We start from the raw sequence: 19,163 nt of genomic DNA, 5'->3' as shown, positions 1-19,163 counted from the left end.
AAGTCAGCACTCCTGACACGTCGCGAGCGCTTCACCTGCTCCGACACCCGTGACGCTTGAAGGTTCGACTATTCCCGCGACTCGGCCGTGACTGATTTCCACCTCTTGGACGCCCGGAAATCGAGGCGCGGTCCGACGATGTCGCGGGCGCGGCACCATCGGGCCGCGAAAGCCTTGCGGGCCAAAGCGCCACACTCAGGTCCGGTTCCGCCCGGAGGACCCGCGCTCCGCCCCTGGCAGAGGCACGGCCGACCAGAAGGCGGGCCGCTTTCATATCCGCAGACTAGTTTTCCAGAACCTCGACCAGAACCTCTGTACGCACGGTCAACTCGGGGTCGAGGATTTCCACGGTTTCTTCGACAATGCGATCGAAGAGGCCACCGCCGCCGACCTGTACCTTCAACCCGGAAGCGACTCCAGAACCCCTGAATTACTCGGCACGCAGGTGAAAGCCGAGTAGGCACAGCCCGCGACTGGCGAGGCACGAAATTAAGCTGGTGGGACGGAGGGGATCGGCATGTGCGCGACGTTCCCACCGAGAATCCCCGGATCGGGTGAGGCGACCAACCCAGGAATACGAACCGGGACTCCCATGACTCACATAAATGTTCGCGCCGCACCATTCCGATGCTGTCAGGCCGGAACGAGGCAGAAAGAAGGTCGGCGGCGTCGCCGAGGTCTCCGTCGCCCTCCACCGCCGCCCGATGCCGTTCCCGGCCCAGCCCTATGGACGGGCCTTACGGCCTGTCAGCGCGGCCGTCCGGAGCCGGCGTCAGCCGGGCAGGTCCACTTCGGCGACGACCGTCTTGCCGACGGGGACGCGGTCCAGAACCTCCCACCGGTCGGCGAGCGACTCCACGAGGAGCATGCCCCGGCCGGTCTCCGCGAGCGGCGGGTGCGCGATGCGGGCCGAGCCGGGGGCCGGGGGCCGGCATTCGCCCCGGGTGTCGGAGACCTCGATGCGCAGGGTCCGGCCGAGGAGCTTGACCGCGACCTCGAAGTCCCGGCCCGGGACACGGCCGTGTGTGACGGCGTTGGCGGCCAGCTCAGCGACGAGCAGGGCGGCGGCGTCGGACGCCTCGCTGCCGTACGGGACGCCCCAGGCATCGAGTTGATGCAGCGCGAGCCGACGGGCGAGGCGGGCGCCTCGCGGCGTGGAGCTGAACCGCTGGGTGAACACACTTACGGTGACGGGCGCTTGGCGGGTCGTGGGGGTGGACGGTGGTGCCATATGCCCAATTTGGCGGCGAATCAAGACCGTTCACCAGGGGCGCCCTGCGTACTCTGGGTCAGCGTACGCGCACATTTGGTAGACGGTACGCGTCACTCGGCGTGACGATGGAGCCCAGTCAGAAGCGGTACGGCAGGGCGGGTGCGCGGGAGGCGGCCGACGGTGGTCTACGAGAATACGGACGGCGGGGCGGGCGCGGGAAGCTGTGGTGAGCCCGGGGTCTCGGACAGTCTGCGCACGTTCGGCGCGTTCGTCCAGGCATTACGGGAACACGCGGGCCTCAGCCGGGAGGAGTTCGCCAACCTGGTCCGCTTCTCGAAGCACACGGTGGCCTCGGTCGAGCAGGGCCGCCGCATGCCCGACCGTGACTTCGTGGAGCGTGCCGAGGCGGCGACCGGCGACACCGGCGCCCTGCGGAAGGCTGCGCCGCATCTGACGCGGCAGGCGGGGCTGGCCAGTTGGTTCCGGCAGTGGGCTCGGTTGGAGGCACAGGCGATGACCCTGTGGACCTACGAGTGCCGGGTAGTTCCTGGGCTGTTGCAGACGGAGCGCTACGCGCGAGCGGTGACGGAGAGCGTCCCGCCGGTGAAGGACGAGGAACAGGTGACCAAGCAGGTCATGGCTCGTCTGGAGCGTCATCAACTGTTCGACCGCAGGCCGCCGATCGCGTTCAGCTTCATCGTCGAGCAGGCACTTGTCGAGCGCGGCACTGGAGGCCCTGACGTGATGCGCGAGCTGCTCGACTGCCTCCTGGAGCGGTCGTCGCAGTTCAACGTCGAGTTGCAGATCATGCCGCGCCATCAGCCGGACCATGCCGGGTTTGATGGGCCGTTGATGCTTCTGGAGTCGCCGGACAACAAGTGGTTCGGTTACGCGGAGGGCCAGCGCGGCGGGATGTTGATCTCGGACCCGAAGGAGGTCAGCATCACGCTCCAGCGGTATGCGAAACTGCGCTCACAGGCTCTCACCTCCGACGACTCCCGGAGCCTGTTGAAGCGACTGCGAGGAGCGCTATGAGCAGCATCGAGGAACGGGTCTGGTTCAAGAGCAGCTACAGCGGTTCCGACGGGGACAGCTGCGTCGAGGTGGCGCAGGGCACGCAGGCGGTCCACGTCCGGGACTCCAAGGACCGGCGGAGCCCCGAACTTGCCCTCTCCCCCACCGCGTGGCACGACTTCGTCAGCTACACCGCCCAGGGCTGACCTTCACGCCCCGCCCCGTGCCGGATCCGTCCGGCACGGGGCGCTGTCGTGTCAGTCCATGCAAGGCCCGGGGTCTCGCTTCGCAGACAGCAAGCCACTCTCAGCCGCCTGTGGCAGAATTGAATCCTCTACGTAGCCGAAGCCGCCTGCGTCCGAGGCCCCACCGCCTCGCGGCGGTCTACGGGCTGCGGCCCGTCACCGCACAGCGATACGTCGACGCCGTCCACGGACGCCTTGACAGCACAAACCCCGCCACCACAACGGCGGAACCGCCGACACCCCCGTGAGCGTCACAGGCACTCAGCAAGGTAATCGCAGGACGACACCAGTTGATGGCACGTCAGTACACGGAAGCTATTCGAAGCTATTGGAGCTATCGGAGAGACAGTGGACAATCCTTTCCCCCCATCTTCCGGCAGTGGGCAGGCTCCGGCTTGGTCCTGGCTCGACGAGTACCTGTGGTTCACCTGTGACATCATCGCTGACCTGGTCGAAGGACGAGTGGAGCAGCGTCCGCTGGTCGCCACCTCCGCCCGGCTCGATCCTGGAGAGCGCGCTCTCGCGGTCGGCCCTGCAACGCGGCTGACCTGGCGGGCCATCGGCAACGGTAGTTACAGTCACCAAAGCGTCGTGGCCTTCGGCAGCACGGCATTCGTCCTGGGCAGCATGGCCGCCTCGGCCGTCGGCAACTCCGCCCGCCGCCGTGCCGCCGAGAACGACGCGCAACCGCGCTGGGTGGTCGAGGGATCCGGTGAGATCACCGTCACCACACGCAAGGTCTACTTCGATCACCAGGTGTCCTTTCTCGACCTCGTCTGGGACGGCCTGGACACGATCGACCTCGTCGCACCCGATCTCTTCCAAACCAGCTTCCGTAACATCCGCAACGGACGGCAGACGACAGTCCAGCTCCAAACCCCCTGGGCATCGCTGCTGTTCGTCCTGTCCGCGATCACCGGGTTCCCCGCCCACCCACGGCTGCTGGGACGCGGCTGGCTCCCGCCGGACTTCGAGCAGCGATGCAACGACATCGGCCGCCCGTGCCGCCCAGCAGCCCACCTCCTGCTGAACCGGGGCCGGTAGAGAATGCCGACATTCGCCGTGGGACGGCAGTAGTACGCCTCCCGGGGCTACCCCAGCGGCAGCAGCGCCAGCGCCTCTTGCGCGTTGTGCTCGGCGATCTGCTGCATGAACGCCCGGTCGGGGAAGTCCCCGTCGAGGAGTCGCAGCGGACCGGCCACCAGCGACAGACGCATCGCGAGCATATAGAGGTCGAGCCGCTGCGGATCGAGACCGGGCCGGGCCAGTGCGGGGTACCGCTCGCCGAAGCGGAGCCGGAGGAAGACGTGCTCCCACTCGACGTCGAAGTACATCAGGCCCTCGATGTCGATCAGGACGGGGTGCCCGTCGGCGTCGACCAGGACGTGGTCGGGGCCGAGTTCTCCGTGGATCAGTCCGTATTCCGTGCGCGGGCCCACCCGATCGGCCAGTTCCCGCAGACGGTCGCGCAATGCGTCGCCGGCTGCCGCGATGCGGGCGTCGCGCCCCGCCGCCTCCTCAAGGTCCCGCAGGGCGCGGTCGAGGACCCGTCGCTCGCACGAGACCTCGGGCACGGAGCCGCCCCGCTCCAGCACGTCCACCCTGCCGTAGTGCCGGCCTTGGTGTCGGTGCATCACCTCAAGGATCTCGGCGAGGTCGCCCAGGGTTCCCGCGGCGCGCGTGGGATCGGTTTCGAAGAGTGCTTCGAGCGTGTCGCCGGAGACGTCCTCGACCACGGCGACGTCCGCCGGACAGCGACGTCGGCTGTCATCTGCCAGGAGCACCCGCGGAACCCGTGCCCCGAGGCTGTCCAAGGTCCGCTGCGCGGCCAGGAACGGGACCAGCCCGGAGGCGGGTGCGAACGGGTCAGCGGGGTCGGTCTCCCGCGCGCCTGGCCAGAAGTTCTCCGCTTCGGCCCAGCTGTAGACGATCACACTCGCTGTGCGGCTTCCGTCAAGTCGGACCCGGTACACCCCTTTCTTGCTCCCCCCGCGCAACCGGTCCACCGCGACCACGTGGCATCCCGCTCCCAGTGCGTCACGTACGAGCTTCGACAGGTCTTCGATGTCCGCGAATTGCCGCATCCGCAGAACCTACTGACGGCGGAGCCGCGCGTGCCACCGGATACCTCGTCCGCAGCCTCCCGGAACCGTGGGTGGACGGAGTTGATCGGTGTGTCTGCGCACAGCCGCAGGGCCTTGCGGTCAACCCCATTGCGTGGTTCTCGCCGGCCCGCCGGCACAGCGGCTTCGGTATCGTCTTGTGGGCCACGATGCCGTAGAGCTCCGCAGAGCGCACGGAATACGGGACACTACGTTGATCAAAATGCTCTAAGGGGAATCGGTGTCGGAGATCCAGAAGCGTCCGATTGAACAGTATCTCGACGTTGCATCGATCTCTGAAACGGGCACCTCGGAAAGATATCAGCGTGCCTCTTCCCCGCATACCGTGTTCACTTGGTGGGCTCGCCGTCCGTTCTCTACGGCGAGAGAGCTGATCTCCGCTTCCCTCGACCCGGATCAACCAGTAGCGGAATCGAAGGTTCTTGACCCGTTCGTGGGTGGCGCCACCTTCCCGCTTGCGGGTACGCGCCTCGGCGTCAAGATGTACGGGATGGAGAACAACGAGCTGGCCTATTTCACAGCGAAGGCGCTCCTTGATCTCAGCAGGTCCGCCGCCCCACAGCTCCGACATCTACTGATGCTGGAGGGGAGGCAGGTCCTGGATCAACTGAAATCCGAGACCAGTGAACTGTATCCGGCCCGCGACGCCGACAATATCATCTGCTACTTCTGGAGCCGTTCCGCTACCTGCACCGGCTGCGGTAACGAGATGCCCCTCCAAAAGCGACCCTGGCTTTCCAAGAAAGCAGGGAGACAACGCGCCGTCGTGCAGCAGCCGAATTTTGCCACCAAGTCATTCGATGTTCATGTCGTCGAATCCGTCTCTGCCACAGCGACCGGCCACTCGGCCTGGAGCGGGCGAAACTCTCTGCGGTGCCTCTTTTGCGGGCAGGAATACGACAGACAGCAAACGGCCGAGTTGATCCGAACGGCTTCGACCGACAAGCTCACCGCGGTTGCCAAACTCGACAAGCGCAAGCACTTCCTGCCCGCGACGGAGCCGCAAAACTACAGTGCCGATGCCGTCGCTGCGCAGATGATCAAGGAAGACTGTGCTGCGCTGGGTCTTCCGCTCCCTGCCGTTGAAATACCAGCCTGGTCCGGCATCACGAATCCCACCGTGTATGGTCATGACAGCATTGTCTCTCTGTTCACGGAGCGACAACTCGCGGTCACCGTTCGCCTGTGCAGGATTCTGAATGAGCGACGGAGGGGCTGGGAAGGAAAGTATGGCGAGTCCCAGTCAAAGGCGATCGCCGCTTTTCTGTCAGGGCTTATTGACCAGCTGGCCGACTGGAATTCCCGGCTGTGTATGTGGATTTCACAGAATGAGCAGGTAGGCCGCGGCCTCTCCGGTCCGGGCATGCCTATGCTGTGGGACTTCGTTGAGATTGACCCGCTCCTGCGTGGGCCGGCGAATCTCTACGGAAAACTTGAGCGAATCGCGGCCGGCGTGGACCATATCCCGGCGCCGACGGACCAAGAGGAAAGGATCACGCGTGGCGACTCCCGTTCAATGGCCTACCCGGACGCCTTCTTTGATGCCGTGGTCACCGATCCGCCGTACTACGACAATCTCTACTACAGCATCCTTGCCGACTGCATCTACTCCTTCAAAAGGATGGCGTTGATCGGCGGCTTTCCTGAGATCTTCAGCGAGCCGAGAACCGACTCGTCCAGGGAGCTGACCGCGGCCCCTCGACGCCAGGGAAGCCTCGGGGAAGCCTGGGCCTACTTCAGTACGGGTATGACACAAGTCCTGCGAGAATCACGACGCGTCATCAAGCGCGACGGCGTGATCACCGTCTGCTACGCCCACAGTTCCATCAGCGGCTGGTCATCGCTGATCGCGGCTTATGTGCGGGCAGGACTGAAAATCACGCAACTGTGGCCCATGACGATCGAGCGAACGCACCGGCCGCGCTCGATGAAATCAGCCGCGATCAACACGTCTCTTGTTCTGGTTGCCAGACCTCGTGATACAGCAAGCGCGATGGGGTCGGTGCAACCGGAACCCGGTATTGACCAGCTGATCAAGGCCGCCCTGGAACGTGCGGACGCAGCCGACTGGCCGGATGATGTGGCGGCGACTTTGGCTTTCGTCTCCGCCGTCGAGGCTCGACTCAGTCAATTCACGGAGGAGATGTTGAGCCACCAGGATACGGTGAACTCCGTATGCCGTGAGGTTGCCGATCGAATCTACGAAAGCATCCCGGAATTCAGCTTCTCGGCACGCTGATCCCCCGTTGCCTCCTTCGGAAAGCGTTGCGCCGAAGGAGGCAACGCAACGCTTGGTTACTGTTCTTGAATTTCCATCTCGTCCATGAGAGCCCTGGTTTTGGCGACGCGCGCTCGAATGGTTCGCGTCTTGCTGTCGATCTTGAGTGCGTCTACGGCGATATCGACGAGCTCTTCACGGCTCATGGCCCCGATTTCCATCTTCACTCGGTCGAAGTGGGCGAGTTCACCCTCCGCGTTGAGCAGAAGGCTTTCAAAGTATCTCCGTCTCGCCTTCGACCAATTCGTCCGGTCCCATGACAGAGCCTGACGCAGTGCGCTGTCCAGTGCGCTCCAATACTTCGGGGCATTGACAGTCACTGATGTATGTTCGACGCTACGCTGCCAAATACTCTGCAGCTGAGACGGCCCCGACTCGGAGTCGATCATCAGGGCGAGGTGCGAGTAGGAGAGCAGCGTCACTTGATATCTGCCGGCCTCCACATAAAGGCGACTTTCACCCTCCGGGTAGCCGGCGATGGGGGCGACCAGGATGGCGTAATCGGCTCCCTTCCGCCACTTGCTGAGCGCCTCGATCTTGTAGTCCTTGGGGTTCAGTGCCGTGCGAGAAAGCCTGAATGCCTTGGCATCCGCCACCAGAGAGTGTGCGGGTGATCCGCCGTCTGCCACTACGTCTGCCGAGTTGGCTCTTTCTTGCGAGACCTCGGCTTCATACCCAAGTCGACGAAGGGACTCGGCAACGATCGAATCCATTGCCTTGGCGTACAGCTTTTCCTCGGTGGAGTCGTGACGGTATCGCTCGGGAATGCACCCGGCCCGCACCAGCAAGGCAGAGAACTCGTCATCATCCGCAGCTTGGATGATGCTGTCCAGTTTGACAGCCGCACGGTCGAACGAAAGCCCCCGTGCGGCAAGTTGATCGACGACTTCGTCTATCGAGAAGTGCATATTGACCTCGGTCCCCAGGGTCAGCGTGTGACGTGGATCGTCGCCGACGCGGTCGAGTCCGTGTGCAGGTCGTCGCCGGGCCAGCTGACCGTGTAGGTCACGTCGCGCCGGGTGCGCGGGATGTCGTCGACGGTGAACGTGCCGTCCGCGGCGACGGTCACCGACGACAGCGTGCCGGTGCCGAGCCGGTCGGTCCGTACGACCTTCAGCACCGCACGGTCCGGCAGCGCCTTGCCCCGTGCGGTGAAGGTGCCGGTGATGGTGATCCCCGCGCTGATCGACCCCTCGGCCGGCGCGGTGAGGGCGATCGAGGTGGGCGCCTTTCCGACGCTGACGGTGTGGGTGAGGTCCTCGGCGGGGCGGTGCGTCAGGTCGCCGGGGAAGGACACCGTGTATGTGGCGTCGCCGACGAGGTCCGGCTCGTCGAGGACGGTGAAGGTGCCGTCCGCCTTGACGGTGGCGGCGCCCAGGTCATGGGTGCCGGTCGCGTCCGTACGGGTCGCCTTGACCTTCAGCGGCGCACCGGGGGCGGGCCCGTCGGATTCCAGACTGCCGCGCAGGGCCAGCGGCTCGCCCGCGACCGCCTGGGCCGGGCTGGGGGTGAGGCCGCCGGTGAAGCGGGTGTCGTACTGCACGGCCGGCGGCTGGATGATGTGCAGCCAGAACTGGCTGCCGACCGCGTCGGTGGTGACCGCGAACAGCCGGGAGCCGTCGGCCGACCACTCCATGCCGCGCGGGGCGACCCGGTCCCCGTCGAGGCTGCCCTCGAAGACGAACTCCAGCGGAGCCGCCGAGTCGGCCGGGTCGGCGGGCTGGAGCAGCAGGTCGGGCGTGGCGCCGGAGGCCGCCGCGCCGCGTGCGAGGTAGTGCCCGTCGCCGCTGAAGGCGACCGCACTGGCGGTGGCGCCGGCCGGGAGCGCCGGGTAGGCGTTCGCCGCGTCGGACAGGTCGTCGGTGTTGAGCAGCCGGGTGCCGTAGGCGGCGTCGGCGACGGCGACCTTGCTGCCGTCGGCGGAGAACGCCATGTCCTTCAGGTCGAGCGCACCCTTGCCGGTGCTGTCGGCGAAGCGGCGGGCGGCGCCCCGTACGAGGGAGCCGTCGCGGGTGTCGTACACGGTGAGGAAGGGGTCGGCCGCCTTGTCGTTGCGGGGCTGGCCCATCAGCATCCGGTCGCCGGGGCCGGCCTCCAGCTTGAGTTTGCCGTAGTCGTTCCAACCGGTGCGGGTGTGCAGGCCGTCCACGATGCCGTCCAGATAGGTCTGGGCGGCGGCACAGGCGCCCACGTACTGCGAGTAGGGCGTGGTGAAGTACAACTGGCCGCCCGAGAAGGCGAGTTCACGTCCGCACGTGTCGGTGTTGGTGAAGGCGAGGAAGGCCGGTTCCAAGGTGGTGGTGTCATACGTCTGGATCTGCTCACGCAGGCCGGCGTAGAGCCTGCCGCTGTCGGCGCTGAGCGCCAGACCCGAGACATGGGCCGGGGTCTGGAGGGTGGCCAGGTGCCCGCCCTGGAAGTCGTAGACGGCGATGGTGCCCTTGTTGAGGTAGTAGTCGGTGTTGCTGTCCGCGACGAACACGCGCTGGTGCACGGAGTCGACGGCGATCGCCGAGTACGACGAGAACGGTAGTTTGATCACCGCGTCGGAGGCCACCGCGTGTGCCGCGGGTGCCGCGGCGACGGTCAGGCCGGCTCCCGCGAGCGTGGTGGCGAGCAGGGTGGCCGCCAGGCGTCTCGAACGGTGTGCAGGGTTCATCGGATGGTGTGCGGTGTTCAACTGTGCCCCCCACAGGCTGTGTCGGGTGCCGATCGCGCTCGATGCGGCACCTGTGAACGCCATGAAACAGCTGTGAAGATCCGCTTTTCAAGGGTTTCACGACTGTGGCCGGTCCGATGCGCCGCTCGTCGCAACTCCCTCTCCCCATGCGACAAGATGAGTTGATCGAGGTCCGCGGCCCCGGGCCGGTGTCGTGTGCGGGCGAGGCGGGCGGGGCGGGCGGCGTGGGACGGAGGATTGTGACGTACGCGGGGGCGCTCAGGCGCGGAAGACGGGGGTCTGCGGTGGTGGTCTGTGCGACGTTGGCGCTGCTCGCGGGGTGCTCGGGGGAAGGGGCGGGCGAGGACGAGGGTGGGCTGCGGGCCGGTGCCGGTACCGGTGCCGCCACCTCGGCCGCGGCGGGCAACGGCTCGGCGGGCTCCGGCACGGCCGACGGCGGCGCGTCCACGGGCTCCGGCACGGGCTCCGGTACCGGTGGACAGGCCGGGCGACTGGGTGCGGGTCCGGTCGGACCGTCGTTCCGGGTCGATCCCGGGCGGCTGCCCGAGAGCCGGTCGCAGGCGCTGCGGCTGCTGCGTGCCGTCACCGCCGGGCCCGACAGTTACGGGCCCGGCTATGAGCGGCGCACCCCGTACGAGAGCGATCCCGCCGACTGGCCGGTGCTGGGCTCCGACTGTGTCTGGCAGCAGGAGTCGCTCCCCGCCGACGTGCTCGGCAGCCTCACCCGCTACGGCCGGCTCCCGGCCGGTGGGGGCAAGGGCGAGGTACGTACCGCCGCGACCGTCACCGTGCACCGCACCGCCGACCGGGCCGACTGGGAGATGGCCGAGACCCTGGAGGAGGCGCTGCGCTGTCCCGACCAACAGCTGCGCGCCGACGAGCGGATCAGCGGTCTGAACTCGATCGGTTCCGGCTACGGAACGAACGGGAACACGTCGGCCGACGATGTGCTGCTGGAGATGGGGAAGTATCTGAATCCCGGCCTCGGCAAGGAGGCCACGTCGTACTTCTGGGACCAGGTCCGGCTCGGGCCGGTGACGATCGCCGTCGCCGTCGAGGGCGGCAGCGGATACGCGCAGGGTGATCTGCTGGCAGCGCAGGCGCGGGCGGTGGCCGCCATGGAGACCAAGGTGCGCAGCGAACTGGGGGCCCGCAAGTGATCGACCGCTCGCTGCGCCCCGGCGACCCCTCCTTCGTCGGCGGGCACCGGCTGCTCGTCCGGCTCGGCGAGGGCGGCATGGGCGTCGTCTATCTCGGCCGGTCCGAGGCGGGGGCGCTCGCCGCCGTGAAGGTGATCCGGGCCGAGTACGTGCTCGATGACGACTTCCGCGCCCGCTTCCGCCGTGAGGCGGACGCCGCCCGGCGCGTGGACTGCCCCTGGGTGGTCAGGGTCACCGGCGCCGATCCGGACGCCGCGCGGCCCTGGCTGGCCACGGTCTTCGAGCCCGGTCCGTCGCTCGCCGAGGCCGTCGGCCGGCACGGACCGCTGCCCGCGCGTACGGTGCGGGTGCTGGGCAAGATGCTGGCGCGTGCGCTGGCCGCGGTGCACGAGGCGGGTCTTGTGCACCGGGATGTGAAGCCGGGCAACATCCTGCTCGCCGCGGACGGCCCCCGGCTGATCGACTTCGGCATCGCCCGTTCCCTCGACGCCACCGCGCTGACCTCGGCCGGCCTGGTGGTGGGCACACCCGGGTTCCTCTCCCCCGAGCAGGCCACGGGGGACGGGGACCGGATCGGGCCGGCCGGCGACGTCTTCTCGCTGGGCTGTGTGCTGGCGTACGCGGCGACGGGGCGGCCGCCGTTCGGCGGTGGCGCGGTGGACGCCCTGCTCTACCGGACCGTGCACGACGAGCCCGATCTCGATGGCCTGGACGAGGAGTTGGCGGCCGTGCTGCGGCGCTGCCTCGCCAAGGACCCGGGCGACCGGCCCGCTCCGGCCGAGCTGGACGCCGCCCTGGTGGAGGACGTGCCGTCGGGGACCGCCGACTGGCTGCCCGTCGCCGTCGTACGCATGGTCGCCGACCGGTCGGCCGAGACGCTGTCGCTGCCCGAGATCGGGGCCACCATCATCGAGGGGCCGGTGCGGGACCGCGGCCCGTCGCGGCGCAGGTTCCTCGCGGTCGCCTCGGGGGGCGCGGCCGTCCTCGCCGTGGGCGGCGGTGCCGCGGCCTGGGCCGCCCTGCGCGGCGACACCGGTACGCATACGTCGGCCGGGCCTGGCTGGGCCATCGGTGTGCAGGCCGATCTGAGCGGCCCGGGGAAGGCGGCCGGGCGGGCGCAGGAGCAGGGGGCGCGGATCGCGGTGGAGGAGTTCAACGCCGGTCGTGGTCGGCCGTTCACGCTGCGCTTGAAGACCTCCGACGACGCGGGCCGGGCCGATCGCGCCGCGGCGGCGGCCCAGCGGCTCGCCGACGACGCGGACGTCCTGGCGGTGATCGGGTCCAGCACCGACGCCACCACCCAGGCCGCCCTGCCCGTCTACGACGCGGCCCTGCTGCCCGTGCTCGGCATGTCCGCGGGGCAGAACCTCGTGCAGAACGTCCGTTCCTTCGTGCGGGGCCGGCCGCTGCACAACACGGTCGCCATGAGCCTCGGCTTCCAGCTGGAGGCGACGAGCGCGGCCAGTCCGGTCGGGGTGCTGCTGGACCGCAGCGGCGGGGACGTCTCCTGGATGACCATCCAGATGGTCAACCTCCTCGTGCGGAAGTACGGCGACGCCTCGCACCCGCGGGTGGTACCCGCCGGCACCACCGATCTCACCCCCGTGCTGACGGAGATGCGCTCCGCCGGTGTCAAGGCGTTCGTGTACGCGGGCCCGGTCGACGGGGCGATCCGGGCGGCGCGGGGACTGGCCGACTTCACCGGGCCGAAGTACGCGGCCGAGCCCGCCCTCGACACCCGGTTCGCCGCCGAGCCGGCCGCGGCCGGGTGGACGGTGGTGGCCAGCGCGATCGGGCCGGGCGCGGCCGGCGTCCGTTCCTTCGCGCAGGCGTTCCGTCAGCGGTACGGGCGCGCGCCCGGCTTCTGGGCCGCCGAGGGCTATGACGCGGCGAACCTGCTGATCCGGCAGGTCGTCGCGACGAACGGGAAGCGGCCGACGCGCAAGGCGCTGATCGGCCCGTTGCAGAAGGCGACGTACCACGGCATCACCCGTGACTTCGCCTTCGACCACAAGAGCGTGGGCCAGCCGATACTGACCACCCCGGCCAGCTTTGTGCACCAGGTGCTCGACGGCGCCTTCCACTATCTGGGCCCGGCCCCGGAAAAGGCGCCGCAGCCGAGGACGGCGTGACGGTGCGCCGGTCGGGGGGCGGGTGGCCGGGGGGCCAGCAGCCAGGAGGCGAGCGGCCAAGGGGCAGGCAACCGAAGGGCGAGCAGCCAGGGGGCGAGCAGCCGGGAGGCGGGCAGCCGGAGGGCAGGTGGCCGGGAGGCGGGCAGCGCTCGCCCGTCGCCGTCACCACGGGCGCGCCCCGGTGGGCGACGGCCGAGGGAAGCGAGCAGCCGGGAGGCGGGCAGCCCCCGGGAGGCGAGCAGCCAGGAGGCGGGTGGCCGGAGGGCGAGCAGCCGGGAGGCGGGCGGCTATGCGGCCGCTGACCGTCGCGGATCCGGAGTCGGTCGGCGGGTTCCGGCTGCTGGCCCGGATCGGGGCGGGCGGCATGGGTGTGGTGTATCTCGCGCGCTCCGCGGGCGGCGCCCTGGCCGCCGTCAAGGTGATCCGTGCGGAGCACGCCGCCGATCCGGATTTCCGGGCCCGGTTCCGCCGCGAGGCCGCTGCCGCCGCCCGGGTCGACGGCCGGTGGTCGGCGCCGGTGACGGCCGCCGACCCGGAGGCCCCCGAGCCCTGGATCGCCACCGCCTTCGTCCCCGGTCCCTCGCTCACCGAGACCGTCACCGGGCTCGGGCCGCTGCCCGCGGACACGGTACGGGCGCTGGGCGCCCGCCTCGCGGACGCGCTCGCCGCCGTCCACGCGGCCGGGCTCGTCCACCGCGACATCAAACCCGGGAACGTGCTGCTCGCCCTGGACGGCCCCCGGCTGATCGACTTCGGCATCGCCCGCGCGAGCGGCGCCACCGCGCTGACCGCGACGGACGTGATCGTCGGCACCCCCGGCTATCTCTCGCCCGAGCAGGCCAGGGTCCGCAAGGAGGAGGTGGGCGCGCCGAGCGACGTCTTCTCGCTGGGCTGTCTGCTCGCCTACGCGGCGAGCGGGCGGCCGCCGTTCGGTGGGGGCGGCGCGGCGGGGGTGCTGTACCGCACCGTTCACGGGGCACCGGAGCTCGCCGGCGTCCCGGACGAGGCGCTGCGCGCGCTGATCGCCCGCTGCCTCGCGAAGGACCCGGCCGACCGCCCGACCGTGCCCGAACTGCGCGCGGGCCTCGGGGACTTCGAGACGGACGACTGGCTGCCGCCCGGTCTGCCCGCGGTCATCGCCGAACGTTCGGCCGAGGTGCTGAACCTGCCGGAGCCGGAACGGCCCGCGTCGGCCGACGCGGCACCGGCCGGGACGGCGGCAGGGACGGCGCGGGAGGAGCGGAGCGCGCCCGGCCGCCGCCGTTTCCTGGTGCTGGGCGCGGCGGGTGCCCTGGCCGCGGGCGGCGGCGCCGCCTGGCTCATCGGCACCCGCCGTACGGCGTCCACCGATGAGCCGAGCGGCCCCCGGCCCTCCCGCGCCCTCGCCGTGCAGGCCGATCTGACGGGCCCGGGCCGGGCGCTCGGCACCGCCGTCGAGCGGGGCGTGCGGCTCGCCGTCGAACAGCACAACGCGCGCGCGGACCACGGTTTCGACCTGACCCTCACCGTCCTCGACGACCGGGGGGAGCCGGACCGGGCCGAGAAGCTGGCCCGGCGGCTCGTCGCGGGCGGGACGGTGTGCGCGGTCGTCGGACCGACGTCCGACGCGACCGCGCTCGCGGTCCGGGACACCTACAACGCGGCGCCCCTGCCGATGCTGACCGCCTGGGCGGGCTCCGACGCCCTGTACAGCACGGGGTCGGCGACGGAGCCGGCCGTGTTCCAGGTCCGGCCGACGGACAGCACGGTCGACGCGCCGCTCATCCGCTATCTCACCAGTGTCGAGCCGGTCACCCGTACCGCACTGATCGACGACCGGGCCACCCGCGACTACAGCTGGCTGATCGCCCGATCGCTGACGGCGGCTCCGCCGTCCGGCGGGTCGGTCACCAGGTACCCGGTGGCCGCGGACACCGACGACTTCGGCGCGGTCGCCGCACGGGCGGCCCGGGCCGAGGCCGTGGTCTACTGCGGGGGTTCGCCGCGGCGGGCCGCCGCCTGCGCCCGCGCGCTGCGGGCGGCCGGGTTCACCGGCACACCCGCCGCGACCGAGCCGGTCCTCGACACCGTGTTCCTGGACGCGGCGGGCGCGGCGGCCGAGGGGTGGGTCTTCTCGGCGACGTTCGTGGATCCGGCGCGCCTGAAATCGGCCGCCGGGTTCGTCCGTGCGTACCGGCGGCGGTACGGCGTCCGCACGGCGGCGCGGGGCGCGGCGGAGGCGTACGACACGGCCGGTCTCGTCGCGCTCGCGCTGACCTTGGTGGGGACGGGTCCGGTGAAGACGGGTCCGGTGGACACCGGAACCCTGGCCCACCGGTTGCGGTCCCTGTCGTACCGGGGCGTCACCAGGACCATCAACTTCCGGTCGGACACCGGCGCCGTGCAGATGAACCCGGGGCTGTTCCTGTGGCGGGTGACGGACGGGACGCCGGTGTTCCTCGGGCAGTACCAGGAGATCTAGCTAGGCCGGTCTGGGCCAGGTCTGGGACCGGTCTGGGCCGACGCGCGGGACAGGGCCGTGGCGGCGGGTGCGGCCGGGCTGACAGTGCGGGCGGCCACCCGGGCGCCGGGGCTTCGACTGGGCGGACGCGGACCGGTCGACGTGCGCGGACACGCTGCGCGGTGCCGACGCGACGTATCCGGTGTACCCGTTGGACGTGGCCGCGCCGGGCGCGGCCGATGCGATAGGACTGCTCGCGCGGGAGGGGGTGTCGGGCTGGAAGTGCGGCGGCTGGGGGTGCGGCGGCTGGTGCCGCTGTCGGGGCCTACGGGCCCGGCGGTGCGCCTGCGGATGCGCCGGGGTGGTGTAGTGGCGTGGCGCGGTGCACCGGTGCGCTCGGCCTGCGTGGTGGGACCGTTGGCCGGGGACACGCGGTCGGGGGCGCGCGGTCGAGGGCCCGTGATCGAGGACACACGGTCGAGTGCCCGTGGTCGAGAGCGCGCGGTCGGCGACGCGTGGTTGAGAGCGCGCGGCCGGGGACACGTGGTCGAGAGCGCGCGGCCGGCGACACGTGGTCGAGAGCGCGCGGCCGACGACACGTGGTCGAGAGCGCGCGGCCGACGACACGTGGTCGAGAGCGCGCGGTCGGCGACACGTGGTCGAGGACAGGTGGTCGGCGGCGTGCTCAGGCCGTGCGTTTGCGGGACGCGGCGGACTTCTTGGTCGCCGTCTTCTTGGCGGTGGCCTTCTTGGCGGTCGTCCGGTCGGCGGACTCGGCGGTCGACTTCGCCGCCGTCTTCTTCGTCCGGGCGGACTTGGCCGTCTTCCCCGCGACGGCCGTGGTCTTCTTCGCCGCCGTCTTCTTCGCCGCGGTCGCCGTCTTCCGGCCGCCCGTCTCCTTGGGGGCCGCGCGGGTGGACCGGCGCCCCGGCAGCGCGGTGACCTCGGCCTGCTCCGCCGCCCCGGCCTCCTCCCCCGGCTCCGCCTCCTCCCCGCGGGACTCCTTGGCGGCCCGGACGCTCTTCTCCAGCGCGGCCATCAGGTCGAGCACCTTGCCGCCCGGGGCCGCGGCGGGCGCCTCGGGGGGCGCCTCACCTGCCGCCTTCGCGGCGATGACCTCCTCCAGGGCCGCCTGGTACTCGTCGTGCAGATCGGCCAGGTCGACCTCGCCGAGGGTGTCCATCAGGGCGTCCGCGAGATCGAGTTCCTTGTCGCGGACCGTGACCTCCGTGTCCGGCGCGACTCCCTCGGGGGCCCGGACCTCGTCCGGCCACAGCAGACCGTGCATGGCGATGGCGTCGCCCACCACCCGCAGCATGCCGAGGCGCTCCCGGCCGCGCAGCGCGTACTTGGCGATGGCGACCTTGTTGCTGCGCTTGAGCGCCTCGCGCAGCAGGGTGTACGGCTTGGCCGCCGCGGCGCCGCCGGCCGCGAGGTAGTACGCGGCCCCCATCTGGAGCGGATCGATCCGGTCGCCCGGGACGAAGGCCACGATCTCGATCGTGCGGGCGGTCGGGATCGGCAGATGGGCGAGGTCGTCGTCGGAGATCGGGATCATCGTGCCGTCCGCGTCCTCGTACGCCTTGCCGATCTCCGCGCCGCTCACCTCGCGGTCCTCCAGCTCGCAGAACTTGCGGTACCGGATGCGGCCGCCGTCCCCGGTGTGGATCTGACGGAAGGAGATCGAGTGGCTCTCGGTGGCGTTCACCAGCTTGATCGGGATGCTGACGAGGCCGAAGGAGATGGCGCCGTTCCATAGGGATCGCACGTGCCGCACCCTTCCATCCGGTTCGTGGTGTTGCGTCCGTAAATATCTGAGATTGTCATCGTATGACGCCGATCACAGAGGTGGAGGGGCGGCGGGTTGCGCTCAGCAACCTGGAGAAGGTGCTGTATCCGGCGACCGGCTTCACCAAGGGCGAACTGCTGCACTACTACGCGACCACGTCCCGTGTGCTGCTCCCCCACCTCCGTGACCGGCCAGTGTCATTCCTGCGTTATCCGGACGGGCCGGACGGGCAGGTGTTCTTCACCAAGAACGTGCCGCCGGGTACGCCCGAGTGGGTCACGACGGCCGAGGTGCCCCGGTCGGCGGGGCCCGCGCGGATGGTGCTGGTGCAGGATCTGGCCTCGCTGATGTGGGCGGCGAACCTCGTCACCGAGTTCCACACGCCCCAGTGGGTGATCGGGGCGCCCGGGGAGGCCGACCGGCTGGTCTTCGACCTCGACCCGGGGGCCCCGGCGACGGTGGCGCACTGCTGCGAGGTCGCGCTGTGGCTGCGGGAGCGGCTGGCGGCGGACGGGATCGAGGCATACGCGAAGACGTCCGGGGCGAAGGGGCTGCATCTGCTGGCCGCGGTGCGCGGGGCCTCCTCGGAGCGTGCCTCGGAGTATGCGAAGGGGGTGGCCGTGGCGGCGGAGCGGGCGCTGCCGCGGCTGGTGGTGCACCGGATGACCCGGAGCCTGCGGCCGGGGAAGGTGTTCGTGGACTGGAGCCAGAACGCCGGGCGGAAGACGACGGCCGCGCCCTACACGCTACGGGCCCGGACCGAGGCGGCCGTGTCCGCGCCGGTCACCTGGGCGGAGGTGGCGGAGTGCCGGAAGGCGGGGCAGCTGGTGTTCCGGGCGCAGGACATGGGGGCACGGCTGCAGGATCTCGGCGACCTGATGTCCCCGCTCCTGGACGGCACGCACTCGGCGGAACTGCCCTGACGGGACACATCGGGGCAGCCCGTCAGCCCGCTGGCCCGCCGTGCGCCGGTCCTTGCACCCGCAGCCAGGTGTTACGGTCGCGGGCCATCGCATGCAGCGCCTCCACGTCCGCCGGTTTCAGCACCGCGCCGAGCCGGGACAGCGCCGTCACGTCCGTGTCCCGTACGACGCGCAGCTCGCGCGGCGGAACGGTGACGGTGACCTCCGCGGCGCCCGCCAGGGCGAGGACCGGGCGGACCTCGGCCGTCAGGGCGTAGGAGGCGCGGTCGGCGTCGGCGCGGACGCGGCGCAGCAGCGGGTACGCCTCGCGGCGGCCCAGCGCGACCAGCGGGTCGGTCACCAGGACGCGCTGCCTGCGGGCGTACAGGGTGTGCAGGGCGAAGAGTCCGCCGGGGCCGATCAGCAGGTGGTGCAGCCGGTCGCCGCCCGGCAGCGGAATCGAGTGCAGGGTGTGCCAGCCCGCTCCGTCCAGCCGGTCCAGGGCCTCGCCGACGGTCTGCTCGGCCAGCAGCGCCCGGCGCCGCGGGTCCGGCCGCAGCCGCCTGGCCGGGCCGGGATCCCGGTCGAGGGCCACCAGCAGCGCCTCGCCCGGGCGGTTGGGGGCCAGGTCGTCGTCCGGGTGCAGGGAGAGCCTGGCCAGCTCCGCGGGCGTCGGGACGGGCGGCGGGCCCACGGCCACCGGGCCGGTCAGAAAGGGGCCCAGCGCCTCCAGTACGTCCTCCCTGCGGTCCTCGCTGAGCAGGTTGACCCGGGCCGCCTCGCGGTCGTACCAGGCGACGTTCCTGCCGTCGGCGAGGCAGACGTACAGCCGTTCCCGGCCGTGCCGTCCGTCCGGCACCACGCGCAGTCCGTTCATGCGCCATCACCCCTCGACCATGGGATCAGGCGGGGCGGTCCGGGGGCAAGAACCCCACCGGGGCGCTGCCGCGCGGATTGCAGGGGTGGTCGGGTCGAGCTCGGGAGTTCGCGTGGGCTGCGGGGTGCGGGTCGAGTGTGGTGGGTTGCGCAGTTCCCCGCACCCCTATCGGGCACGGCTGGACTCCGCCGGGGTGAGAGCGGTCGGGTCGAACCCGGGAGTTCGCGTGGGCTGCGGGGTGCGGGTCGAGTGTGGTGGGTTGCGCAGTTCCCCGCACCCCTATCGGGCACGGCTGGACTCCGCCGGGGTG

At 70.4% G+C, this 19,163-nt stretch carries 14 protein-coding genes; 8 read left to right on the top strand and 6 right to left on the bottom strand.

The window, feature by feature from the left end:
- Window positions 1–772: 772 nt before the first annotated feature.
- The gene (locus ACWEKM_RS10385) at window positions 773–1,231 is read right to left on the bottom strand and encodes an ATP-binding protein (RefSeq protein ID WP_451620745.1); all 459 of its coding nucleotides are present in this window, start codon (window positions 1,229–1,231) and stop codon (window positions 773–775) included.
- Window positions 1,232–1,393: 162 nt separating this feature from the next.
- On the opposite strand from ACWEKM_RS10385, the gene ACWEKM_RS10380 reads away from it, so the two are divergent.
- The 3 genes from ACWEKM_RS10380 to ACWEKM_RS10370 all read left to right on the top strand — a co-directional run bounded on the left by ACWEKM_RS10380 (window position 1,394) and on the right by ACWEKM_RS10370 (window position 3,516).
- Window positions 1,394–2,248, top strand: a complete 855-nt coding sequence (locus tag ACWEKM_RS10380) for a helix-turn-helix domain-containing protein (protein ID WP_451620744.1) — start codon at window positions 1,394–1,396, stop codon at window positions 2,246–2,248.
- The gene (locus ACWEKM_RS10375; protein WP_451620743.1) at window positions 2,245–2,433 is read left to right on the top strand and encodes a DUF397 domain-containing protein; all 189 of its coding nucleotides are present in this window, start codon (window positions 2,245–2,247) and stop codon (window positions 2,431–2,433) included. Before ACWEKM_RS10380 ends, ACWEKM_RS10375 begins: the two co-directional genes overlap by 4 nt.
- A 387-nt stretch (window positions 2,434–2,820) precedes the next feature.
- Window positions 2,821–3,516 (top strand): hypothetical protein, encoded by a 696-nt coding sequence (locus tag ACWEKM_RS10370; protein ID WP_451620742.1) that lies wholly within the window; start codon window positions 2,821–2,823, stop codon window positions 3,514–3,516.
- 47 nt (window positions 3,517–3,563) lie between these two features.
- On the opposite strand, the gene ACWEKM_RS10365 is transcribed toward ACWEKM_RS10370, so the two are convergent.
- Window positions 3,564–4,556: a phosphotransferase family protein gene (locus ACWEKM_RS10365; RefSeq protein ID WP_451620741.1), complete on the bottom strand. Its 993-nt coding sequence runs from the start codon at window positions 4,554–4,556 to the stop codon at window positions 3,564–3,566.
- Window positions 4,557–4,815: 259 nt separating this feature from the next.
- On the opposite strand from ACWEKM_RS10365, the gene ACWEKM_RS10360 reads away from it, so the two are divergent.
- Entirely contained in the window at window positions 4,816–6,834 is a 2,019-nt protein-coding gene (locus ACWEKM_RS10360) for a DUF1156 domain-containing protein (protein ID WP_451620740.1), read from the top strand.
- Window positions 6,835–6,890: 56 nt separating this feature from the next.
- Here the strand turns inward: ACWEKM_RS10360 and ACWEKM_RS10355 are convergent, their stop codons facing one another.
- Both ACWEKM_RS10355 and ACWEKM_RS10350 read right to left on the bottom strand, forming a co-directional pair.
- Window positions 6,891–7,781, bottom strand: coding sequence for a HindIII family type II restriction endonuclease (locus tag ACWEKM_RS10355; protein WP_451620739.1), 891 nt, complete (start codon window positions 7,779–7,781; stop codon window positions 6,891–6,893).
- 20 nt (window positions 7,782–7,801) lie between these two features.
- Window positions 7,802–9,616 (bottom strand): Ig-like domain repeat protein, encoded by a 1,815-nt coding sequence (locus ACWEKM_RS10350; protein WP_451620738.1) that lies wholly within the window; start codon window positions 9,614–9,616, stop codon window positions 7,802–7,804.
- 221 nt (window positions 9,617–9,837) lie between these two features.
- On the opposite strand from ACWEKM_RS10350, the gene ACWEKM_RS10345 reads away from it, so the two are divergent.
- The 3 genes from ACWEKM_RS10345 to ACWEKM_RS10335 all read left to right on the top strand — a co-directional run bounded on the left by ACWEKM_RS10345 (window position 9,838) and on the right by ACWEKM_RS10335 (window position 15,306).
- Complete coding sequence (locus ACWEKM_RS10345) at window positions 9,838–10,713, top strand: hypothetical protein (protein ID WP_451620737.1); 876 nt, start codon at window positions 9,838–9,840, stop codon at window positions 10,711–10,713.
- Window positions 10,713–12,845, top strand: coding sequence for a bifunctional serine/threonine-protein kinase/ABC transporter substrate-binding protein (locus tag ACWEKM_RS10340; RefSeq protein ID WP_451620786.1), 2,133 nt, complete (start codon window positions 10,713–10,715; stop codon window positions 12,843–12,845). Before ACWEKM_RS10345 ends, ACWEKM_RS10340 begins: the two co-directional genes overlap by 1 nt.
- Window positions 12,846–13,134: 289 nt before the next feature.
- Window positions 13,135–15,306, top strand: coding sequence for a bifunctional serine/threonine-protein kinase/ABC transporter substrate-binding protein (locus ACWEKM_RS10335; RefSeq protein ID WP_451620736.1), 2,172 nt, complete (start codon window positions 13,135–13,137; stop codon window positions 15,304–15,306).
- A gap of 664 nt (window positions 15,307–15,970) precedes the next feature.
- Here the strand turns inward: ACWEKM_RS10335 and ku are convergent.
- Window positions 15,971–17,053 (bottom strand): non-homologous end joining protein Ku, encoded by a 1,083-nt coding sequence (ku, locus tag ACWEKM_RS10330; RefSeq protein ID WP_451620735.1) that lies wholly within the window; start codon window positions 17,051–17,053, stop codon window positions 15,971–15,973.
- A gap of 62 nt (window positions 17,054–17,115) precedes the next feature.
- Here ku and ligD point away from each other — a divergent pair, with 62 nt between their 5' ends.
- Window positions 17,116–17,997 carry a non-homologous end-joining DNA ligase gene (gene ligD / locus ACWEKM_RS10325; protein ID WP_451620734.1) on the top strand — a complete coding sequence of 294 codons (882 nt, stop codon included), beginning with the start codon at window positions 17,116–17,118 and terminating at the stop codon, window positions 17,995–17,997.
- 22 nt (window positions 17,998–18,019) lie between these two features.
- Here the strand turns inward: ligD and ACWEKM_RS10320 are convergent, their stop codons facing one another.
- The gene (locus tag ACWEKM_RS10320) at window positions 18,020–18,853 is read right to left on the bottom strand and encodes a nuclease-related domain-containing protein (protein WP_451620733.1); all 834 of its coding nucleotides are present in this window, start codon (window positions 18,851–18,853) and stop codon (window positions 18,020–18,022) included.
- Window positions 18,854–19,163 lie beyond the last annotated feature (310 nt).

It is taken from the genome of Streptomyces sp. NPDC004752, assembly GCF_053601275.1.
This window is presented reverse-complemented; position numbering and strand designations above follow the sequence as displayed.

Coding starts and splice junctions, on each gene's coding strand:
- ACWEKM_RS10365 (WP_451620741.1), bottom strand. CDS start 4,556: ATGCGGCAATTCGCGGACATCGAAGACCTGTCGAAGCTCGTACGTGAC.
- ACWEKM_RS10375 (WP_451620743.1), top strand. CDS start 2,245: ATGAGCAGCATCGAGGAACGGGTCTGGTTCAAGAGCAGCTACAGCGGT.
- ACWEKM_RS10355 (WP_451620739.1), bottom strand. CDS start 7,781: ATGCACTTCTCGATAGACGAAGTCGTCGATCAACTTGCCGCACGGGGG.
- ligD (WP_451620734.1), top strand. CDS start 17,116: ATGACGCCGATCACAGAGGTGGAGGGGCGGCGGGTTGCGCTCAGCAAC.
- ACWEKM_RS10320 (WP_451620733.1), bottom strand. CDS start 18,853: ATGAACGGACTGCGCGTGGTGCCGGACGGACGGCACGGCCGGGAACGG.
- ACWEKM_RS10385 (WP_451620745.1), bottom strand. CDS start 1,231: ATGGCACCACCGTCCACCCCCACGACCCGCCAAGCGCCCGTCACCGTA.
- ACWEKM_RS10350 (WP_451620738.1), bottom strand. CDS start 9,616: ATGGCGTTCACAGGTGCCGCATCGAGCGCGATCGGCACCCGACACAGC.
- ACWEKM_RS10335 (WP_451620736.1), top strand. CDS start 13,135: ATGCGGCCGCTGACCGTCGCGGATCCGGAGTCGGTCGGCGGGTTCCGG.